This is a genomic window from Rhodothermales bacterium, assembly GCA_013002345.1.
Classification (GTDB): Bacteria; Bacteroidota; Rhodothermia; order Rhodothermales; family JABDKH01; genus JABDKH01.
On the sequence record JABDKH010000209.1, the window covers coordinates 1 to 21,520 of the forward strand.

Genomic DNA, 21,520 nt, shown 5'->3' on the forward strand with positions numbered 1-21,520 from the left:
CCCACTTCCAGGGCTCGACGGCGGCGTCGGCGATACTTCTGTACCCGATCTCTGTGAACAGTACAGGTCTCCCCGCGGAACGGCTTATTGCGGCAAGTTTGTCGATGTGGGTTGCCCAGCCTTTTCGGAGCGCACTTGCCGGGGGTCCGGCCTGATCCGATAACGGGAAGTAGGCTTGCACACCGACGAAATCCAGCTCGGACCAGAATTGAATGTCCTCGAACTCACGATACCAGTTGGCCGCATATGTCAACTTGCCCTGATAGCGTGTCCGAATCTCCTTGATTACGCTTCGCCAGAAGTCGGGCCGGAGTCTTGCCGCGGTGGCGAGCTCGGTTCCGACGACGAAGATGTCAGCCTGAATGGTTTCGGCAAGGCCGGCATAGTGAAGGATGAAGCGGCGGTACTCACTTTCCCACTGTAGCCACTTGTCTTCAGTCTCGAATCCGATCTGGTCGCGTTGCTGACCGTTGGTACTGTGACGTCCTACCCAGATGTGCGGTTTGAGAACGGTGCCCATTCCAAGAGCGCGAGCCTTGATCGCGACGTCAGTGATGCCGGAGTCGCTTTCCGTAAACCACCTCTGATTGGGGTTGAACCGAACGTTCGGGCTGCTGAAAGTTCGCTGGTATCCGAACGGTATCAGAGCTATATGGGAGACGCCCAGTTCATGCAGATCCTCCAGCGTGCCGGGATCGGGCGGCCGGCGCGAACTGTACGTCATGGCTCTAATGCGTTGCGAGGCAACGACGGAAACGATGGCATCGCCCGAGCCTGCCCCGACATCAGTGCAGCCCGTATGAATTGCGACAAACGCAAGAGCCACGAGCGTAGGTAGCCTGCCGGGAGTGTCCATCCAGTTCGTAGCAGTCCGGTGCAGAGTATGCGATTGGTGAGCCGTGCGTGTACTTTATGCGCAGGACCACTTTCGGTTCGATCGTTTCAGTCGCCGTGGTGAGAAAGATGATTGATCGCCGTCAATTCCTGAGCAGAGTGTCCGCACCCATGTTGGTCCTGCCGGCGTTTCGGCCAGCCGCGCTCATCGAGCGGCTGGACACACTGGAATCGTGGTCGGGCACGCCCGAGCAGATTGCCCGGGACGAGGATTTCTGGTCTGAGGTCCAACACGCGTTTACTGTCGACCGATCGCTCGTCAACCTGAACAATGGAGGCGTGAGTCCTTCGCCAGCCATCGTTCAGGAGTCGATGAAGAAGCATCTTGATTTCTCCAACCAGGCGCCGGTCTACAACATGTGGCGGATACTGGAGCCACGAAGAGAGGGAGTCCGGCAGCAAATCGCGCGCTTCTTCAAGTGTGATCCCGAAGAAATTGCGTTGACGCGGAACGCCTCGGAAGGGCTTCAGATCGCGCAGTTCGGATTCGATCTGACGGCAGGAGATGAGGTCCTGACTACGAATCAGGACTATCCCAGGATGATCAACACGTTCCTGCAGCGCCAGCGTCGAGAGGGTATCGTTCTGAAGACGTTTTCGCTCCCCGTCCCTGCGGAGGACGCGGCGGAAGTGGTTCGCCTTTTCGAAGAGCAGATCACCGAGCGGACGCGGCTGATTCTGATGTGCCATGTCATAAATCTGACAGGCCAGATACTGCCTGTTCGAGAAGTGGTCGCGATGGCCAGGCGGAAGGGGATTCCGGTGGTTGTGGACGGTGCTCATTCGTTCGCTCACTTTGAGTTCGCACAGCCCGATCTTGGATGTGACTACTTCGCGACGAGTCTTCACAAGTGGCTACTGGCTCCGCACGGAACGGGATTGCTCTACGTGAAGCGCGATAGAGTCGGGGATCTGTGGCCCCTTCAGGCTGCGGCCGAGAAGCAGGACAATGACATCCGGAAGTTCGAGGAAATCGGTACGCACCCGGCTGCAAACTACCTGTCGATTTCGGAAGCGCTGGCGTTCCATCAGGGCATCGGGTCGAAGCGGAAGCAGGAACGCCTCCGGTATCTGACGCAGTACTGGGCAGAGAAAGTGCTGCCGATTGATGGCGTGCGCCTTCACACGAGTTTGCGTGAGGGTCTGTCTTGCGCCATCGCAACAGTGCAAATCGAGGGCGTCGACTCGGGTGACCTGGCGTCACATCTTTGGACCGAACATCGAATTATCGTAACGCCGATAAAGCATGACGAATTCGAGGGAATCCGCGTGACACCCAACGTCTATACAACGCTGGATGAGTTAGACCGATTCGTAGAATCAATGCAACGTGTTGCCAGACAAGGCGTCGGGAACGCTGGTTCCGGGTAGTGCGCATCACGGAGTGGATCAGCCCTTTATGCAACCCGATCTGCCCGCCCTCCTGCAGGGCGCAGCTCAAGGCTGCAAGTCCTACGGCGAGAAGCGTCGCGATCGTGATTGCCAACGGCCGGGCGAAAGTGATGGTCCAGCCCGGAACGTTCGATTCGGCAGGAAGAGGCGCTCGGCTTAGGAAATGTAACAGAAGATGCCCGCCCACCAGCTCTCCTGTTCACCGGGAGCCCGTATCGCGCCTTTCACGTGTGATCACGGTCTTGACAGACGATCGCCGTGGTTGCGAGGAGACATGCCCCCCGATGATCAAGGCAGTATCCGCACTTATGATCGTACAGCGCTATGTGATGTCATCGTAAGGTAGAGATTCTAGATCGACGTCGATGAAGTCAGGCTCGGGGTCCTCCATAAACTGGACGGCGTTGACGGTGGCATCGCCCTGGATGAACGCCTTAGCAACGCGATGCATGCCGTCCATAATTCGACCGTCAGCCGACAGGATGACAGGATGCCGTAGATCCGTCTCCTGAATGAGCCGTGCATGTTCGGCTACCGCCCGGCATGTGGGAACGCTGCCGTCGGTTTGGAACCAGTAATTCTCATCCAACTCGCGAATACCATCAACGGGCACTTGCTTGCGCGGGAGGTTACGGGAGAGTTCAACGAGACGATGAACGTCCCAGACAAGAGGCCCCCTGGTCGACGGTCGCGAGTGGTACTGCTTCCTCATGGTCGATGGCTCAAAAAAGGGAATAGTGGTTCTCGCCATGCCGCTTGGATGTTCGGGCAGGGGTCGAGGTAGTGAACGATATGGACTGAGGCCAAAGTTTACTGCCGCATCACGGCGTGATTTCCAGGGCTGGGCACATTCCGAATGCGGGCAACGTATTTCGGCGGACCTGGCGGTGAACTCGTCTGCAAGGTCGTCGCGACGTGACCTGATGTCTTCATGCGATGTGCATGCCGACTGGATCCTTCGCGCAGGAGCATCTGGCGGAATTTTCTTGTCGTCAACTTCCCTGGCGGCGTTTTCATCATCGCTGCGAAACTGTCTTTGCGATCTCTTGCAGATATGGAAGCACTTCGTCGGTCCAGTACGGCTCCTGGGTACCCCAGAACAGATAATCCAGTCGCAGTTCGTCCCGCGCGTAGTCAACCAGTTCCGTCACGGTCACGCGCCTGCCGGTTCGCCTATCGCGATCTGCCAGGTTGCCATCTTGAACGGCGACGCCTGCTACAGTATGGTCGGCCCGTCTCGCGATCAAGGGTAAGCTATTCTGACGCTGGAACCAGCGAAGCGGGAGTAGATCGGGACCGCCGACGCCCACCCCGATACTGTCGGCGTGCTCATACACTCCCCGGAGGTAACGGTGATCATCGGCCGGAAGCTCTTCACCCGGCATGAAGTTGGCGTACACGATTACGTCCGACTGGCTGAACGCACGTCGTACCGATGTCATCAGCTCAAGAATGGCTTCGAAATACGCATCGTAACTAAATCCGGCTGGATGGAATTCCCCGCTCCGGCCGAATCCGATTGACGTCTCGGCGAGGTTGATTCCTGCGATGCGCCCGTCGAACTCGGTCGCAAGCGCCTGAAACAACACGTCCATTCGCTCACGTACGGCAGGATCCCAGCGCCGGGCGACCCACCCGTCGACGATCGGCTCGGACTCGTCCGTCTCGAACTCGTACTTCAGTGCGACTCCGCCACCAAACCGTGGGTCCTCGCGCAGGTAGTCGGGAACGTTGACAATGTTCTGATCGAAGGACACGTCCTGAAGCTGCACGAAGAGTTCTTTTCCTGACCTCTTGAGAAACGCCAGATCCTCTCGAATTGAGTGAAAGTCATACTCGCCCTCTGCCGGCTCCAGGTCCCGCCATGTGTACTTGAGCTGGGCTCCGATAATCGATGGGGTTGACAGGAAGACCGGATCTGCAATCTTCTCGCGATCCAAACCGAAGTAAACAAAATGCCTGAGCGAGTCGCCGGCATTCTGGAATGGACTCGCCATAGCGGACGTCGTCGCCATGGTCAAGAACGCTATGCAGGCAAGTTGTCGCATCCGCAGGTCAAGCTCAGTCCGGATTTTCATGAGTCAGGTTGCGGACGCGAGAGCCGACCGAATTGCCCCTTCGAAGTCAGGGCGAACCCGATGTGGATCTCCGGCCGTGACAAATACCGATCCCTGGTCTCACGGTATCAAGTCCAGCGTCACCCTGCTTGTTCGTCGCGGGCTGGTCGGCTGTTCCACATATCCAGTTGCATCCTCCAGCGGCCGTCATCGCCCCGCTTCCATACCACCACGTACTTGCCGTAGATAGGGCCCCAGGATTTGTCTCCATTGATACCGCCGATCTCATAATGTCCGAAGTCTGACGCCATCGATCCTGATACGTCGACCTCGACGGGAATCAGTTTGTGGTGCGTGATACGTCTGTCCTCGGGCAGGGTCCAATACTGCTCGATGGCATTCCGGCCGCGTATGAGTTCAGAGTTTGCTGGAAACAGGACCGCATCATCTGTATAGAGTTGGGTCATGGCGGCGGCGTCGCCAGCGACGAATGCCTGGGAAAACTGGTGGGAGAGCTCTACAAGAGTATCTATGGTCGCTTGCTCGTCCACGGCGTTCGTACCCTCGGTTGCGGGTTGACAGCCAAGGCTGATCATGCAGCAACCAAGGGCGAGGAATCTGTCGAGTTTCATAGATCTATCCACGAGTCTGGGACATCAGGGCTGTTCACAAAAAGGGTCGCACGTTGCGGAGACATCTACGATACAAAAAAGCCCGTTGCCGTTGAGTGTGCATCGGGGAGGTACGGGGATTTCCAGTGTAGCCGGATCCCATGGCTGTTGGTTTGAGGCTCAGGCGGTGGACGATATCGCATACCGAAGGCAGTTACCTGCACGCCCTGTATGCGACTGGCCAGATTGGTCACACACCTCATCCAGGCTGAACGCGCAGTTCTGTTCTGGTGCAACCTATTCAAGCGATATTGGCGCGAACGACGTCCTCAAACTCTCGCGGATGGCTATTTTTCCTCCGCAGAGAAATGGGACAAGCGGCTGCCGTCAGGCCATGGGAAGTATCGCATGAAATACGATGTAGCCATAGTAGGCGGCGGAATCGTGGGACTGGCGACCGCCTATCATCTGGTCCGGACGCACCACGACTGGACGGTCGTGGTTATTGAGAAAGAACCGGAAGTCGCCACCCATCAAACGGGTCGTAATTCCGGTGTGATTCACTCCGGGATTTACTACAGGCCCGGCTCGCTAAAGGCAGAGAACTGCCGGCTTGGTCGCGAAGCTCTCATACGTTTTTGTGAAGAGGAGGGAGTGACCTACGAGGTCTGCGGCAAGGTCATCGTGGCGGTAGACCAGAAAGAACTACCGCAGCTAAACCGTATTCTGGAACGTGGTCGCGAGAACGGCGTGGCGTGCGATTCAATTGGCGCCGACAGGTTGAGAGAATTGGAGCCTCATTGTGCAGGCATCGAGGCAATCAGTGTACCCGGGGCGGGTATCGTCGACTTCGTCGGAATGTCAAAACGGCTGGCGGCTATCATTCTCGAGAAGGGGGGTACGATCCGCACGAGTTCGAAGGTAGTCGGGATGGAAGAACTCAACGATCGGGTTGTCGTGTCGACAGAGGATGGTGACCTTGAGGCGGGCGTAGTCGTCAATTGTGCCGGTCTGTATGCGGATAGAATTGCGCGCATGAGCGGCGTCGATCCCGAAATGCAGGTTGTCCCCTTCCGAGGCGAGTACTACGAACTCGTAAAGGGAGCTCGCCACCTCTGCAGGAATCTGATTTACCCCGTGCCCGATCCTGCTTATCCGTTCCTTGGTGTGCATTTCACCCGCATGTACGACGGGAGTGTAGAGTGCGGACCGAGCGCGGTGATGGCGTTTGCACGGGAAGGTTACCGGTTTGGTGATGTTGATCTTCGCGAGCTTGCCGAGGTCCTGGGATACCGCGGGTTCAGGAGGCTGGCCGCAACGCACTGGAAGACAGGTGCTCGCGAGATGCTGCAGTCACTCAGCAAACGTTTCTACCTGAAGGGCCTCAAGCGACTCATTCCGGAGATCAAGGCAGGCGATCTGAAACCTGCCTCATCCGGCGTACGAGCGCAGGCCGTCCGCGACGACGGATCAATGGTAGATGATTTTTTGATCCTTGAAGACAAGCGGTTCATCAACGTCTGCAGCGCCCCGTCACCGGCCGCGACGGCGTGCCTTAACATTGGCCGGCTTGTCGGGGACAAGATCGCGGCACACACCTGATCGCAGTACTGTCGCGAGTGTTGAGCGCAGTCCAGCGTGCGCGGAGGTGGTCGCCGACGCCCTGGCTACGGATTGGGTTCACGCAAGTCCGTGGCGGATCTCGCCGACGCATTTCACTCCCGGGGAAGATGTGCAGACGGAATCGGCTGGCGTGATTGCTGGACTATTGCAGCACATATCTGACGGCAGCGAGGTGTGCACGCGGAGAATATGCAGGCGTGATCTGCAGCATTATCTTCAACCCCATCAGGGGTTTAAGGGGGTCTGACTGTCGCCCATCTGATTTCACACGCGATCCAGCCGCAACACAACGAGACAGGTCTCCTCGCGAGAGGAGCCCTTGAAAGGTGCCTTCCCGCTATTCAGCCGCCCCGGACTCAACACCGTCGTTGCCACGAACGGTGAAGTAGAGTCCAATCGCAAGCAGCGTGACTTGAAACTCCATCCCCATGTTGCCGATTGAGTTCCAGCCATGCTCGAGATGGACCATGAAGATGGCTCCCAGCATGACTATGACGAAGATCAGACCGGCCAGGCGTGTCATCCAGTCTTTGGAAATACCCCCGACAAGGATCATGGCGGCGGCGATGGTCTCGACCGTTGCCAGCACGGCAATCATCGGCACAGGCATTCCCATCATGCCCGATAAACCTTCGAGATTGGGGAATTTCGTGATCCCGTGGTAAGCGAAAACACTGGCCAGCGCCAGACGCAGAAACCAGTGAGCGTGCGGCGCAAGCGTGCGAAGAAAGGTCATGTGGTGTCCTCCGGGGTATGCTAATAGGTTTTGCGTCAACGGCATCGGCCGTATCCGTGGGTTGGTTGAGGCCGTGGCCGCTTCGTTACAGACGGGCGGACCCGGTGCGTGTCGGAAGAATGTAACGCAACGCGTGCCGACTGTTCTAAGCCATACTCTTTGTTGCACGAGACATTCTGTATCTATGCCAAACCCGGTCGAACGATATGCCCTGTTTTTAACCTTCACCGCCGTAGTGGTCACAGTTGGGGGCCTTTTTGTGTCAACAGCGTCTGCACAATCGGATTATCCTTCGGGATGGGAAACGGACTGGGAGAACCGCTCCGTCGATCTCTCCGAAATCATGTCGGGTGGGGTGCCACGAGATGGAATCCCGTCCATCGACGCGCCACGTTTTGTATCGATTGATGCGGCCGGCAATTGGCTGGGTGATCGTGAGCCCGTGATCATGTTGCAGACCGGTGCAAGTGCCCGGGCGTATCCGCTGCAAATCATGACGTATCACGAGATCGTCAACGATGAGCTTGGAGGCGTTCCTGTGGTGGTCACCTTCTGTCCTCTGTGCTACAGTGCGATCGCCTACAGGCGGACGGTCGGCGAGGAGGTGTATGAGTTCGGGGTATCGGGGATGCTCAGGCATTCCGATCTCATTATGTATGATCGCCAGACGGAATCGCTGTGGCAGCAGATCGACGGGGAGGCTATTGTCGGTGACCTGACGGGTACGTTGCTTGAGCCGTTGCCAGCTCAGATCGTCTCGTTCGCGCAATTCGCGGCTCGCTTCGCGGCCGGATCCGTTCTCTCGCGTGAGACCGGTCACGTTCGCAACTACGGTACCAACCCGTATCGCGGATATGACGACATCGACGAGCGGCCATTTCTCTTTCGGGGTGACATCGATGATCGACTGCCGCCAATGGAGAAGGTTGTCGCGCTGTCGCTTGGCGGAGTGAAAATCGCATATCCGCATTCCGTGACGCGAGATCGAGGTGTGATCAACGATGTGATTTCTGACGTACCTCTCGCCGTGTTTCATGTAGATGGAGCGGTCACGGCGCTGGGCGACGCCGTCATTCGCGATGCCGAGATCATTGGTACCACTGGCGTCTTTGATCGGCGTGTTGATGGGCGCACTCTTTCGTTCGAGTTCAAGGACGGCTCGATCCGCGACGCCGAGACCGGAAGCGTATGGGATGTCACCGGTCATGCCATCTCGGGATCCCTCGTCGGAAGGTCACTCCAGCCGATTGTCCACGGGAATTACTTCTCGTTCGCGTGGTTTGCCTTCCAGCCAGGTTCCCGGGTGTATCGGTAAAGGAATCGTACACGAGCGAGGCTTGCTCAGCACGGTGGCCCGGCAGAACAGGAGACGCCGTATTGATACGCCGACGTGGCCCTGTTGACGCGATGTGCAATCGGATTGAGAAATATTGTCCAGACAAAAAGCGGCCAGAGGATTACATTTATTGGTGTAGGGGATTGCTCCGCAATGCTGTCGGGGTTTCCCCCTCTTCCTTCACCCGAATGTGTGTCGGATTGTTGGATGATGAGTTCTCGTAAACCGGACAGCGACCGTGCTGAATCTGTCCCAGCTGCAAAACCTGAGGCCTGAGCTTCGCGACGATCCCTGGGCTCTGTTTCCCGATCCGGGGTCGCCGGAAGAACTGGATCGCTTTGACACCCTTCAGAAGCGCCTCGCCCTGCTCTGGCAAAAAGTGTTTCCCGATCCCCGCGAGCCACGTTCGGTCGTCGTCATCCCGAGCCTCTCAATGGACTCCGAGGTGCTTGGACGCATCTCCGGCGTCCATCACTACGAGGAGCGCATGCTGTTCATGCTCATGCTGCTCCGACTCCCGACAACACACCTCATCTACGTCACGAGTGAGCCGATCGCGCCCACAATAATTGACTACTACCTGAACCTGCTCCCTGGAATTCCGGCAAGCCACGCGCGCAACAGACTTACGCTACTCAGCTGCTTCGATTCCTCCGGGAAGCCGCTCACGCAAAAAATCCTGGAACGGCCGAATCTGCTGAAGCGAATCATGCAGGCCATTCCCGATAACAAGACTGCGCATCTCACTTGTTTCAATGCAACCGTCCTCGAGCGAACGCTTGCCGTGCGACTGGATATTCCGCTCTACGCCTGCGATCCGGATCTCTGCTGGCTGGGTTCCAAAAGTGGAAGCAGGAAAATCTTCCGAGATGCAGGGATTCTCATGCCTGATGGTTTTGAAGACCTGAAGTCGAAGCACGAACTCACTCTGGCGATCTCGGAACTCAAGGAGAGGAATCCGGCTCTCCGACGAGTAGTCATCAAGCTGGACGAAGGTTTTTCGGGTGAGGGGAATTCGACGTTCTGGCTCGAAGACGCTCCAAAGTCCGGTCTTCGATCATGGGTCAACGAGGAACTACCGCGCCGGACGCGCTTCGAGGCGATCGGCGAAACGTGGCCGCATTACCTGTCGAAGTTCGAGGAAATGGGCGGCATCGTCGAAAGCTGGATCGACGGTGAGAACAAGCGCTCGCCATCGGTGCAGTGTCGCATCGACCCGCTCGGAGCCACTTCAGTCATCTCGACTCATGATCAAGTTCTTGGCGGCGATTCCGGCCAGATATTTCTCGGCTGTGCATTTCCCGCAGACCCCGAATACCGTCTCGAGGTTCAGGGCATCGGAGTGAAGGTCTCGCAGGCGCTCAAAGAATATGGAGTCACGGGCAGATACAGTGTCGACTTCATCTCTGTCAAGGACGGTGAGGATTGGAATCACTACGCCATTGAGATTAATCTGAGGAAAGGTGGTACGACTCACCCGTTTCTGATGCTTCAGTTTCTGACAGACGGCCGGTACCAGTCAGATACAGGATTGTATCTCACACCGACTGGCCGTGAGCGATACTATTATGCATCGGACAATCTATGCAGCGACGACTATCGGGGATTTACGCCGGCCGACTTGATCGACATAGCAGTTGAACACGGCCTTCACTTCCATGGCGGCACCCAGCGTGGCGTTGTGTTTCACCTCGTGGGCGCCCTGTCCGAGTACGGGAAGCTGGGCGTAGTCTGTATCGCTGATAACCCGATCAGCGCCAGGGCTCTGTACGACGATACCGTCGAAGTCCTCAACTTCGAGGCCGGGAAGCAGTCTGCCTATCGGAAGTCACTGCGCCTTGAGGAACTCACAGCGGAGTCCGTTCCGTCGGGATAGCTTCGATGCCGATTAGGGATCCTGACTCGGCAGTCTCCCACACAATACGCAGCCGCGGCAAATCGTTGTCATCTCCGGTGGCTGTTCGTTTCTTGCCTCTCCGGCAGAATGTGGCGAATATGGGCGGCCGAAAACGCAGGTCATCTGTAAACCACGCTGTATTTCTAATCTTCCTGTCCCTCACATTCGGCTATGAAACCGCAACATCCTGTGCTTATTCTGTTGGTGCTTTTCGCCGGACTATCGCTGTTCTCCGGGGTGACACCTGACATGAAAGATGACTATGATCAGTTGTGGGCCAGGGTAGACTCACTTCAGGAACAGGGACTCCCGCGATCGGCGTGGGAAGTCGTGGATCGTATCATTTCTCTGGCGCGTGACGAGCAAAACGATCCGCAGCTCTTGAAGGCGTTGCTGCATCGGTCCAAGTACGTCGCTGCACTCGAAGAAGACGAAATCAATCGGATCGTATCAGATCTGAAGATCGAAGTCGAACGAGTGTCGGCACCGTCGTCCGCCGTGCTGCATTCGATCCTCGGCGAAATCTACTGGCGGTACTACCAGTCGAATCGCCACATGTATCTGGATCGAACCGCTACGAGTGGCATTGCGGAGGATGATGTTACGACCTGGGACCAGCGCAAGATTGTGGGAGCAGCGGTAGGTGAATTCGCACGTTCGGTTCAAGACATCTCAACGCTGTCGGCTATTCCGGTCGCGGAGTACATCGTTCTTCTTCAGTCGAACGGTCGCGACAGACTGCTTCGGCCCACCCTGTACGACTTCCTTGCACACCGTGCGCTGGACGTGTTCGAGAATTCCGAGGCGGGTCTGGCGGAGCCGCTCGAGCCGTTTCGCTTCAACGATCCGCGGTTCATGGGAACCGCTGAAGGATTTGTGGGACTGGAGATTGAGAGCCCAGACTCCCTTTCAACGGAGTATCTCGCAATTCGCCTGTATCAGGATCTGGTCCGGTTTCATCTGACAGATACCGAACCGGATGCGCTTGTTGATGTCGACCTTGGGCGCCTGGCGTTCGTCCGGAAGGCAAGCACCGTCGCCGACCGTGATTCAGCCTACGTGGCGCGACTTCGAGAGATGGACGAGCGCTTCAGTGGCCGAAGTGCCGGCACATCGATTACTCACGCGCTGGCGTCAACGCTTGTGTCAGAAGGCTATCGATATGATCCGCTTCGGTCCGATCGCTTCAAGTGGCGAATGAAGGAGGCCGACGATCTTTGTACGGCCGCGATTGACCGGTTTCCGGATTCATTCGGGTCAGCTCAGTGTGCGGCACTGCAGTCGTCGATTCGAGAGAAGTCCGCCCAGTTTCAGATCGAGGATGTTGTAACTCCAGGACAACCATTCAAACTCCGGCTCCAATATCGCAATGTCGAGAAGATGTTTGTGGCGGTCGTTCCCGTCGACATGCAGGAGATGATGACCTCCAGCTTCCTGTCCGGTTCGGATCGCGACGAACGGAACGCCAGGCTTATTGCACGTGCGCGTTCGTTCGATGGAGTCTTTGATCTCCCGCGCGATGGAGACTATCAAAGCCACTCTACGGAGTTGATGATACCGGCGTTGCCAACCGGGCTGTATGCCGCGCTGGTTGGCAGTCACGCGGAATTTCGCCAGGACGGTCAGGCACGCGGCATCGTGTACTTCGCTGCGTCAAAACTCGGCATCGTTGAACGGCGCGATGAAGACGCGTCGCTGCAGGTCCGGGTTCTCGATCGTGCCCGAGGTGTACCGATTGTAGGCGCCACCGTGACGTTGTGGGGCGTCGAGTATGTCGACCGGCGCCGAAATCCCGACAAGTACCAGTCGTTCAAAACGAACGACGACGGTGTCGCCGATATTTTGCATCAAGATGGCGGGTCGTTCTTTCTGACGGTCGTGCACGGTGACGACCGGCTCGTCAGCATGGACTGGCGCTACCGATGGGGTGGCGAGAATCCGCAGTTGCCGCATGACGTGACCAGACTCTTCACGGACAGGGCCATCTACAGGCCGGGTCAGCCGGTGCATTTCAAAGGGATCCTCCTCAGGAAGAGTGGCGAGCGGCATGAAATCCGCGCCGGAGAGCGTACTACGGTTCGACTTACTGATCCGAACCGGCGCGAGCTGGTAAGCCTCGATCTGGAGTCGAACGAGTACGGCACGGTCAGCGGCAGGTTTGATTTGCCGACGGGTGCTGGAACCGGGGAGATGACGATTCGGGATGCCGATGGCTCTGTTAGTTTCTCGGTGGAGGAATACAAGCGTCCGCGTTTCGAGGTCAGTTTCGACCCGGTGGAGGGGGAAGTAGAACTCGGAAACGAGGTGACGGTATCGGGGTCGGCTCTTGCGTTCAGCGGGGCTCCCGTCGATGGCGCAGCTGTGCGGTATCGAGTCACGAGAACACCCGTGTTTCGTCCGTGGCAATACTGGTGGGGCATCCATCCACCGCAGGCTGACGCCGAGATCGCCACAGGAGTGGCCGAGACCGACAGCGAGGGTCACTTCAGCCTGTCGTTCGTTGCAAGACCCGACGACGAGATTCCGCCATCTGCCAACCCCATCTTCCGATACAAGGTTGTCGCCGACGTGACCGACTTTGCGGGGGAGACACGATCGGGTGTGACGTCTGTGCGCGTGGGGTACGCATCGCTGCTTCTAGGTATCGAGGGTTCTGAATTTCGGGATCGCGATGCGCTGGAGTCGTTAGAGGTAACCGCCGAGAATGTTGAGGGAGTGACTGTGTCGGCGTCGGGACGGCTCGTGATCAGTCGCCTCCGCGGTCCTGCTCGGTTGCTTCGGGAAAGGCCGTGGCCACAGATTGATCGGCCCGTGTTGACACCCGATCAGCACAGTGAGCATTTCCCGATGGACGTGTACGCCAACGAGAACGACCCGGGCACGTGGTCGGTCGCAGAGGTGGCTCTGGAGACCGCATTCAACACCGGCGACACGCCCACCGTGAGTCTGGGCGATGTCAAGAAGTGGCCGCCGGGGGTCTACCGCGTGGAAGTGACGGCGACCGACGCCCGCGGCCGTGAAGTACAGGCGGTGCGGATGCTTACGCTCTACTCGATCCGGGAGAACCGTCTTCCGCTGAAGAATCTTGACTGGTTCGTTCCGGTCACCGCCTCCGGGGAGCCGGGTGAGACGGCGCGCCTGTTGATTGGCTCGGCCGCAAAGGATGTCCCGGTGTTCGTTGAGGTGGAGAAGCGGGGCCGCATTGTGGAGACGCGCCGGCTGCGGCTTTCGAATTCCCAGCAGTTGCTGGAATTCCCGATAGAAGAGGATGATCGGGGTAACTACGCCGTCCACGTCAGCTTTGTACGCCATGGTCGTGCCGTGGTCCACAGCCAGACGATCACAGTTCCGTACACGAACAAACAGCTGACGCTGAAGCTGGAGACATTTCGCGACGAGCTTTACCCGGGTCAGGATGAGGAATGGCGGCTCCGAATAACGGGTTCGAAGGGAGAGCCCGTCGCCGCCGAGTTGCTGGCTGCGATGTACGATGCGTCGCTTGACCAGTTTGTCGCACATGACTGGCGACTCGATCTCCACCATAGCCGCACCTCGCGCCTTGGCTGGGTGGCAGCGAACGAATGGGGGGCCGTCGGATCCGCGGTCTCGGGACTTCGGTGGAATCGAGCGCGCTCGGCGCGGCGGCGTAGCTATGACATGCTGAACTGGTTCGGGCTCGATAGATACTTCGGCTCGCGTCTAGCGAGAGCGATCATGGAGATGTCCGCGGTACCCTCCGATGCCATGATGGCTGACGGAGCCGTGACGGAAGCTGGGAAGATGCTCGCGGAGGACGAGGAGGCTGCATCGCCGCCCGTCGGTGACGAACCCGTGGTGTCACAGGCAGGCCCGGTACGAACAAATTTCAGCGAGACCGCTTTCTTCCTGCCCGACCTGCGCACCGACGAGGATGGCACGATTTCGTTCGCTTTCACCATACCCGAAGCGCTCACACGCTGGCGGATGCTGGGTATCGCTCACACCACCGACTTGCGCGTGGGCACACTTGAGGCGTTCACGGTCACGCGCAAGGATCTCATGATCACCGCCAATGCACCGCGCTTCCTTCGCGAGGGCGATGACCTACGTTTTGCCGCCAGCGTACAAAGTCTGGCGGAGGAATCGCTCAGTGGAACGGCCCGGTTATCTCTCTTCGACGCCGTGACCATGCAGCCACTAGATCGCGAGTTCAGTAGCGACAATACCGACCTCGAATTCACGTTGGCCCCGGGCCAGAGCCAGGGCCTGCGCTGGTCGATCAGCGTTCCGGAGGGCGTCGATGCGATCGTCTATCGGGTGACGGCGGATGCCGGCAGTCAATCCGATGGCGAGCAGAAACCGCTGCCGGTCCTGACCAACCGCATGCTCGTTACAGAAAGCCTGCCGCTCCCCGTTCGGGGGCCCGGGACCTATCCGTTTACCTTCAAGCGACTGCGCGACAACAAGTCGCAAACGCTGCGTCATCACGCACTGACACTCGAGTATTCTCCCAATCCTGTCTGGTACGCGGTACAGGCGTTGCCATACATGATGGAATTTCCTCACGAGTGCTCGGAGCAGGTCTTCAGCAGACTGTACGCCAACAGTATCGCGGCTCACATCGTCGAGCAAAACCCACGTATCCGGACCGTCTTCGACCGGTGGCGTGATCTGGAAGCCGGAGCACTCCAGTCAAATCTGGAGAAGAACCAGGAACTGAAGTCGCTCGTCATCGAAGAGACGCCGTGGCTTCTTGCTGCTCAGAATGAGTCGGAGCGCAAGCGACGCATGGCGGTGCTGTTTGACTTCGCTCGTATGAGCAACGAACGTGCAACCGCGATTCAGAAACTTACCGGTGCTCAGCATGGGTCGGGTGCCTGGCCGTGGTTCAACGGGATGCGACCGAGTCGGCACATCACGCAGCATATTGTGGCCGGTTTCGGACACCTCAATCGCCTGGGAATCTTTGATCCCGAGAGTGACCCCGCACTGGGTCCGTCGCTTGCGCGTGCCGTCGCATATCTAGATCGCGAAATCAAGGCCGACTACGACGAGCTCGTCGAGCGAAAGGCAAACCTCAATGAGCGTCACCTTGGGTGGCTGCAGATTCACTATCTCTACGCCCGAAGCTTTTTCGGACAGATGGAGATCCCCGAGGCCAGCCAGCCCGCCGTGACCTACTATCTCGATCAGGCGCGTCGTTTCTGGCTGCAGAACGAGATGTATGGACAGGGGATGATTGCGCTTGCTCTCCATCGATGGGGCGACACGAAAATACCCGGAGCGATCATGCGGTCGCTCGCCGAAACCGCCTCGCACTCCGACGAACTCGGTATGTACTGGAAATACAACCGGGGCTACTTCTGGTACCAGGCACCGATCGAGACGCAAGCCCTAATGGTGGAGGCCTTCGATGAGATCGATAACAACAGCGCTGCCGTTGCCGATCTACAGCTATGGCTGCTCAAGCAGAAGCAGACGCAGGACTGGAAGACAACGAAGGCGACGACAGAGGCCGTGTACGCATTACTGATGCGGGGCACACAGCTGCTCGACGAAGAATCACACGTCACAATCAGCGTCGGTGACGAGACCATCGACAGTCGATCCCGGCCCGACGCCGAAGAGGGTACGGGTTACTTCACGACGTCGTGGGAAGGCGACGACATCAGCAGTGACATGGCGACGGTCGAGGTGACCAAAGTCGGACCAGGTCCGGCGTGGGGTGCGCTGTACTGGCAGTACTTCGAACAGCTCGATCGAATCACTCCCGCGGAAACTCCTCTAAGCATTGAGAAGAAGCTCTTTCGTGAGGAGTTGTCGAACGCAGGACCGGTTTTGAGGCCGCTGGATCAGATCGATGATCTCGCAACGGGCGACAAGATCGTGGTTCGGGTCATCATCCGAGTGGATCGCGACATGGAGTATGTTCACTTGAAGGATATGCGTGGAGCAGGTCTCGAGCCCATCAACGTTCTGTCCGGGTATCGTTATAAGGGAGGCCTGGGTTACTACGAGAGCACGCGCGATGCAGCGACCCATTTCTTCATCGGCTATCTCCCGAAAGGAACGTATGTTTTCGAGTATCCGCTGCGCGTCAATCTCGCAGGCGACTTCTCAAATGGCATCACGTCGATACAGTCGATGTATGCCCCTGAATTCACGTCACACTCTGAAGGCGTGCGGGTGCAGGTCGTGGATTGATCGAAGGGCGAAGCGGCGCGATGTTGAACAGCGACTGCGGTGACGAACGCTCCGATGCGAAAGATCATTCACATTGACATGGACGCGTTTTATGCGTCCGTCGAACAGCGGGACAATCCTGACTTCCGCGGCAGGCCCGTCGCCGTAGGAGGGAGGCGGCGCGGCGTGGTCATGGCAGCGAGTTATGAGGCCCGCAAGTACGGTGTGCGTTCCGCAATGCCATCGTCGACCGCAGCACGAAGATGTCCGGAGCTCATCTTTGTCCGTCCCCGGATGGACGTCTACGCGGGCATATCTCGTCAGATCAGGGACATTTTCCGGTCTTACACGGATCTGGTCGAGCCACTGTCGCTCGACGAGGCCTATCTCGATGTGACCGAACCGATGAAGGGTCCGGCATCGGGCACGCTACTCGCACGTCAGATCAAACGGGACATACTGGAGACTACGGAGCTGACGGCATCAGCCGGCGTCTCCTTCAACAAGTTTCTCGCCAAGGTTGCATCCGGATTCAACAAGCCTGATGGCCTGACGGTCATTCTGCCCGAGGACGCTCCTGCGTTCATAGCCGCGCTTCCTGTCGCACAATTCTTCGGTGTAGGCCGTGTCACCGCCGAGCGGATGAAGAAGATGGGTATCGAGACCGGCGCTGACCTTCAAGCGCTGGACGAAGTCGAACTCGTTCGTCGCTTTGGTAAAGTCGGCCGCCACTTCCATCGCATCGTGCGCGGTCTGGACGAAAGATCTGTTCAGCCAAACCGTCGACGCAAGTCCGTGGGCGCTGAGCGAACGTTCTTGGAGGATCTCAGCGATGTCGAAGAGATGGAACAGAAGATCTTTGAGATTGCGGGGAACGTTGCCGAGCGCATGAAGCGTGCGGGGGCACTTGGCCGAACCGTCACGCTCAAGATCAAGTATCACGACTTCATCGTGCGCACGCGGAGTCGAACGCTTCCGGATTATGTGGCCGACGCTGATGAACTGGCTGCAATCGGACAGCAACTGCTTCATGCGCCGGTGCCGGGACGACCTGTCCGACTGCTCGGACTTTCAATATCCAATCTCGACACGGGCGAAGGCGAACAGAAGGATCCCCAACTACGATTCCTCTGAACCGGACCACATCGCGTACTGTGGAAGGATGATGAGGATCAGAAAGACGACAGCACCGAGAATAGCGAACACGGTTCCGACTGCCTGGTCGAACTCAAGTATTCCCAGGCGGCCGAGCAGATAGTGCCAGTCGTGTCCTGACTTGTTTCCGCCGAGCAGGGGCAGTTGACGGGTTCGCGCGTCGGACGCATACACGGCAATGTTAAGCAGGTTGTGGCCCAGCCAGAACAACGCGATCTGTGTACCGGTACGGTAGCCGTGTGCGAAGAAGTGCCAGATGAGCAGGCCGGGAAGAACGATCTGCATGATCGTTCCGCCCAGGACACGGATGAACTGCCCGAAGAAGCCGAAGAAGAAATGGCCGGCCTCGTGGATCAGCAGGTCGGCGTTATCCATGAACGTCGACGTCGGGTAGAAGAATACGAAGTAGGCACAGATCGGCAACATGATCGCGGAGAGCCACCAGGTGCCGATGTAGTCCTTTATCGTCGTTTTGTCTATCACAGGCTGCTTCTTCTGTGGGCCTTAACTCACGTTATCGGTAAAAAGCACCAATGTCGTAAAACAGCGGCGTGTTTGAGTGTGCAGGCCTTCGTAACGTAGTGCGCGGGTATACTTACTCAACAGTCAAGACGTCTCCACGTTACACTCTGGGCATATGCCGAACAGCTCTGATCTCGATACGCCGGCGCTGGTGCTGGATCATATTCTCGGTTCGCGGCGCACCGTGCGAAAGTCGCTGTCCGGTGATACGATAACAATCGGATCCGAGCCCACGGTCGGGGTCTATCTCCCATCCGAGACATTCCCGGGCGTAAGGCCGCTGCATGCCACGCTCACCCGGCAGGGAACGAGCTATGTGATTACGGCACATGAAGGTGCCCCGGTTCGCGTTAATGGTGAAGCGGTGGTTGCCCAGCTCCTCCACCACGGTGATGCCGTGCGTCTCGGTGACCGGAGTCCGGTTATGAGATTCAGGTCAGTCGGTAGCGGATCGGCGACCCACAGGAGCATCGGTGACGTCATGAGAGACTGTCTGGACGGTGCGCGGCTCGAGCACGACCCGGGCCTGGCGCGCATGCGTGCGCTTCTTCGCGACGCCCCGACTCAGATGCTCACGCAGACCTCGCCGTTCGTGCGGCGTAGTCTCGCGATCGCGGTGGCCGTGCTGTTCGTTGCCGTCGCGTTTCTGGCCTATCGGACGTTCACCCTCGAGAAGAGACTCGAGGCGGCACAGGCAGGATATTTTGAGGGGATGGACCAGCTTGCTGCTCAGGCCGCAACCGGTGGTACCCTGACGATCGAAGAACTGGAAGCGGTGGAGGCCCGAATTGACGAACGGCTGAATCTTCTCGAGGCGCGCTCTGAGGCGGGGGAGAGAATCATTTCGGAGGCGTCTCGATCCATTGTGCTCATCATGGGTTCTTACGGCTTTGCGTTGCCGGACGGTAGGCTCCTGCGAATCGTCGTTACTCCCGACGGCATCCCGATCTATGACTCCGACGGGCACCCTCGCCTTGCGGTGGAGGGCGTCGGCCCGGTACTGGAAAGTCTCTTTACGGGCACTGCATTTGTCGCGACCGATGACGGATTGCTGCTCACAAATCGGCATGTCGCGCTGCCGTGGGAGTTCAGTTCGGCCGCTCAGGAGGCGGTGGATAGAGGATTCGTCCCCGTAATGCATCGATTGGTCGGTTATCTGCCGGGTATCGCGGAGTCGTTCAACGTCGAACTCGTGACGGCGAGCGACGACGCCGATCTGGCCGTGTTGAGGTGCTCCGCTATGACCGGTCGTGTTCCGTCGCTGCCACTTAGCGATCGAGATTCGACGCCGGGCGAAAGCGTCTTCCTGCTGGGATACCCGACCGGGATCCGGGCGCTGCTGGCACGCTCGGATCAGGCGATGCTCGACTCGCTTCGAAACGACCGATCGCTGGACTTCTGGACCACAGCCGACCGGCTGTCCGAGTCAGGACACATTGCTCCTCTGGCGACCAGAGGCATCGTAGGTCAGGTGACCAGATCCAACATCGTGTATGACGCTGAAACGGCCCATGGCGGAAGCGGCGGACCGGTCCTCGATCTGACCGGACACGTTCAGGCGATCAATGCCGCCGTCCTCACAGATTTTGGTGGCTCAAACCTCGGTGTACCGTCCGCCCATGCTCGCAGTCTACTCTCGTCCATTAGCCGATCGGAGTTGCCATGAACAGACGAACGCATTCAGGATTGTGGCTACTTGCTGCCATCGCGTTGCTGCCGGCCTGTGCATCGCGTCAGAGCGCGAACGACCTCCCGGAAACAAGATCACGCGTGCTGATCACATACAACGTCCGCGTTGACGTGACCTCGGACGGTGAACATGCCTGGCCACATCGGGCGGATCGTGTGGCAGCATTGCTCCGGTTTCATCAGGCTGACATTGCGGGCTTGCAGGAGGCAAAGAAGAATCAGATCGACGATCTGGTCGATCGGCTTCCGGAATATGACTGGTACGGGGTCGGCCGGGACGACGGCGTTGAGGGTGGAGAGTTCGTGCCCGTGTTCTATCGTCGAGACAGGTTTACGCCTGTTGATCGTGGTGCCTTCTGGCTGTCATCTGCGCCGGATTCCGCCGGATCCGTTGGCTGGGATGCTGCACTTCCCCGCGTCACGACCTGGGTACTCATGGAGGACAATCGGGGTCAACGTTTCTATCTCTACAACACGCACTTCGACCACCGCGGGGATACGGCTCGAGTGGAGTCGGCCAAGTTGCTTCGCCGGATCATCGAATCGAGAGAGTCCGCGGCGCCGGCGATTCTGATGGGGGATTTCAACGCACGCCCCGATGAGGAACCGTACGGAGTGATAACGGCATCGGGTGGCGGCTCAATTGTACTGAGAGATCTGGCGGCGACAGTGACGGACCCGTATGGTCCAGATCTGACATTCGGATCATTCGAAGTCGGCAACGAAGAGGACGGGCGTATCGATTACATTTTTGCGACGCCCGGTGTAAGCGTGATCCGTGCTGGTGTGCTGACAGACCAGTTGCGCGGGCATTATCCGTCGGATCATTTACCGGTGCTGGCGGAGATCAAGTTGATGAAATAGAAAAAGCCGCGACAGCATGGTCGCGGCTTTCCCTACTTCGTGTTCGCGCTGCTACCGGTTTCTCTCATGTACATCGGCGAGAGCGGCCCTCGCCATCCGGTTCAGGCGCTCCGAGTTCGCGTGCTGCGTCAACGAATACGCACGCGCGAGATATCGCTCATCACCGATTGCATGTAGTGCGGCAAGAGCCATCATTCGGAAGCCCGCATGCTGATGATGTTCGTAAATCTCCATGAGCGACGGCGCGGAGTCCGTCAGTCGCATACGATCCGAATGGTTGGTAGCGAAATAGATCACGTTCTGAAGTGACACTTCGTCCACTTGCTCGACGGATTTGTCGAGTGTGAGCGCAAGTTGGCTTTCAAGTGCTTTCCACCATGCCGGACTTCTTTGCTCAAGCCCATCCTCGATGTACTGGTTGACGAGCGGTGGGTGGGAGGATACGGGCACCTGTGCACCAGCGACGCCCGGGCCGGTAACCAGCAGAAAAGCGACAACAAATCGTTTCATAATAAACACCTCTATATATCACTACAGGGGGACTGGCGCTTGCCTCCTGGAGTCGTTTTTTCGATGTGGGGT

At 58.1% G+C, this 21,520-nt stretch carries 15 protein-coding genes; 8 read left to right on the top strand and 7 right to left on the bottom strand.

Annotation, left to right across the window (positions count from 1 at the left end; genetic code table 11):
* Positions 1-856, bottom strand: an 856-nt coding sequence (locus tag HKN37_10835; GenBank protein ID NNE47144.1) for a hypothetical protein, incomplete at its 3' end; no start/stop codon positions are given.
* Between the two features lie 149 nt (positions 857-1,005).
* Here HKN37_10835 and HKN37_10840 point away from each other — a divergent pair.
* Positions 1,006-2,265 (top strand): aminotransferase class V-fold PLP-dependent enzyme, encoded by a 1,260-nt coding sequence (locus tag HKN37_10840; GenBank protein ID NNE47145.1) that lies wholly within the window; start codon positions 1,006-1,008, stop codon positions 2,263-2,265.
* Positions 2,266-2,608: 343 nt separating this feature from the next.
* Here the strand turns inward: HKN37_10840 and HKN37_10845 are convergent, their stop codons facing one another.
* The 3 genes from HKN37_10845 to HKN37_10855 all read right to left on the bottom strand — a co-directional run bounded on the left by HKN37_10845 (position 2,609) and on the right by HKN37_10855 (position 4,975).
* Complete coding sequence (locus HKN37_10845) at positions 2,609-2,998, bottom strand: hypothetical protein (GenBank protein ID NNE47146.1); 390 nt, start codon at positions 2,996-2,998, stop codon at positions 2,609-2,611.
* 304 nt (positions 2,999-3,302) lie between these two features.
* Positions 3,303-4,364: a hypothetical protein gene (locus HKN37_10850; GenBank protein NNE47147.1), complete on the bottom strand. Its 1,062-nt coding sequence runs from the start codon at positions 4,362-4,364 to the stop codon at positions 3,303-3,305.
* Between the two features lie 119 nt (positions 4,365-4,483).
* Positions 4,484-4,975 carry a DUF4440 domain-containing protein gene (locus tag HKN37_10855; protein ID NNE47148.1) on the bottom strand — a complete coding sequence of 164 codons (492 nt, stop codon included), beginning with the start codon at positions 4,973-4,975 and terminating at the stop codon, positions 4,484-4,486.
* Between the two features lie 387 nt (positions 4,976-5,362).
* Between HKN37_10855 and lhgO the strand changes: the two genes are divergently transcribed.
* Positions 5,363-6,556, top strand: a complete 1,194-nt coding sequence (gene lhgO / locus HKN37_10860) for an L-2-hydroxyglutarate oxidase (protein NNE47149.1) — start codon at positions 5,363-5,365, stop codon at positions 6,554-6,556.
* A gap of 358 nt (positions 6,557-6,914) precedes the next feature.
* Here lhgO and HKN37_10865 read toward each other — a convergent pair whose 3' ends face one another.
* Positions 6,915-7,313: a DoxX family protein gene (locus tag HKN37_10865; GenBank protein ID NNE47150.1), complete on the bottom strand. Its 399-nt coding sequence runs from the start codon at positions 7,311-7,313 to the stop codon at positions 6,915-6,917.
* 184 nt (positions 7,314-7,497) lie between these two features.
* Here HKN37_10865 and HKN37_10870 point away from each other — a divergent pair, with 184 nt between their 5' ends.
* The 4 genes from HKN37_10870 (at position 7,498) to dinB (ending at position 17,842) form a co-directional block, all read left to right on the top strand.
* Positions 7,498-8,628 carry a DUF3179 domain-containing protein gene (locus tag HKN37_10870; GenBank protein ID NNE47151.1) on the top strand — a complete coding sequence of 377 codons (1,131 nt, stop codon included), beginning with the start codon at positions 7,498-7,500 and terminating at the stop codon, positions 8,626-8,628.
* Between the two features lie 454 nt (positions 8,629-9,082).
* Positions 9,083-10,525, top strand: a complete 1,443-nt coding sequence (locus HKN37_10875) for a carboxylate-amine ligase (GenBank protein ID NNE47152.1) — start codon at positions 9,083-9,085, stop codon at positions 10,523-10,525.
* A gap of 192 nt (positions 10,526-10,717) precedes the next feature.
* The gene (locus HKN37_10880) at positions 10,718-16,729 is read left to right on the top strand and encodes a hypothetical protein (GenBank protein NNE47153.1); all 6,012 of its coding nucleotides are present in this window, start codon (positions 10,718-10,720) and stop codon (positions 16,727-16,729) included.
* Between the two features lie 54 nt (positions 16,730-16,783).
* On the top strand, positions 16,784-17,842 hold the full coding sequence (gene dinB / locus HKN37_10885) for a DNA polymerase IV (protein NNE47154.1): 1,059 nt from the start codon (positions 16,784-16,786) through the stop codon (positions 17,840-17,842).
* Here the strand turns inward: dinB and HKN37_10890 are convergent.
* Positions 17,828-18,346: a hypothetical protein gene (locus HKN37_10890; protein NNE47155.1), complete on the bottom strand. Its 519-nt coding sequence runs from the start codon at positions 18,344-18,346 to the stop codon at positions 17,828-17,830. The two genes, dinB and HKN37_10890, sit on opposite strands and share 15 nt — an antisense overlap.
* Before the next feature lie 154 nt (positions 18,347-18,500).
* On the opposite strand from HKN37_10890, the gene HKN37_10895 reads away from it, so the two are divergent.
* Both HKN37_10895 and HKN37_10900 read left to right on the top strand, forming a co-directional pair.
* A complete protein-coding gene (locus HKN37_10895) occupies positions 18,501-20,051 on the top strand; it encodes a hypothetical protein (GenBank protein ID NNE47156.1) in 1,551 nt (516 codons plus the stop codon).
* On the top strand, positions 20,048-20,938 hold the full coding sequence (locus HKN37_10900; GenBank protein NNE47157.1) for an endonuclease/exonuclease/phosphatase family protein: 891 nt from the start codon (positions 20,048-20,050) through the stop codon (positions 20,936-20,938). Before HKN37_10895 ends, HKN37_10900 begins: the two co-directional genes overlap by 4 nt.
* A gap of 51 nt (positions 20,939-20,989) precedes the next feature.
* Here HKN37_10900 and HKN37_10905 read toward each other — a convergent pair whose 3' ends face one another.
* Positions 20,990-21,448 (bottom strand): hypothetical protein, encoded by a 459-nt coding sequence (locus HKN37_10905; GenBank protein NNE47158.1) that lies wholly within the window; start codon positions 21,446-21,448, stop codon positions 20,990-20,992.
* Positions 21,449-21,520 lie beyond the last annotated feature (72 nt).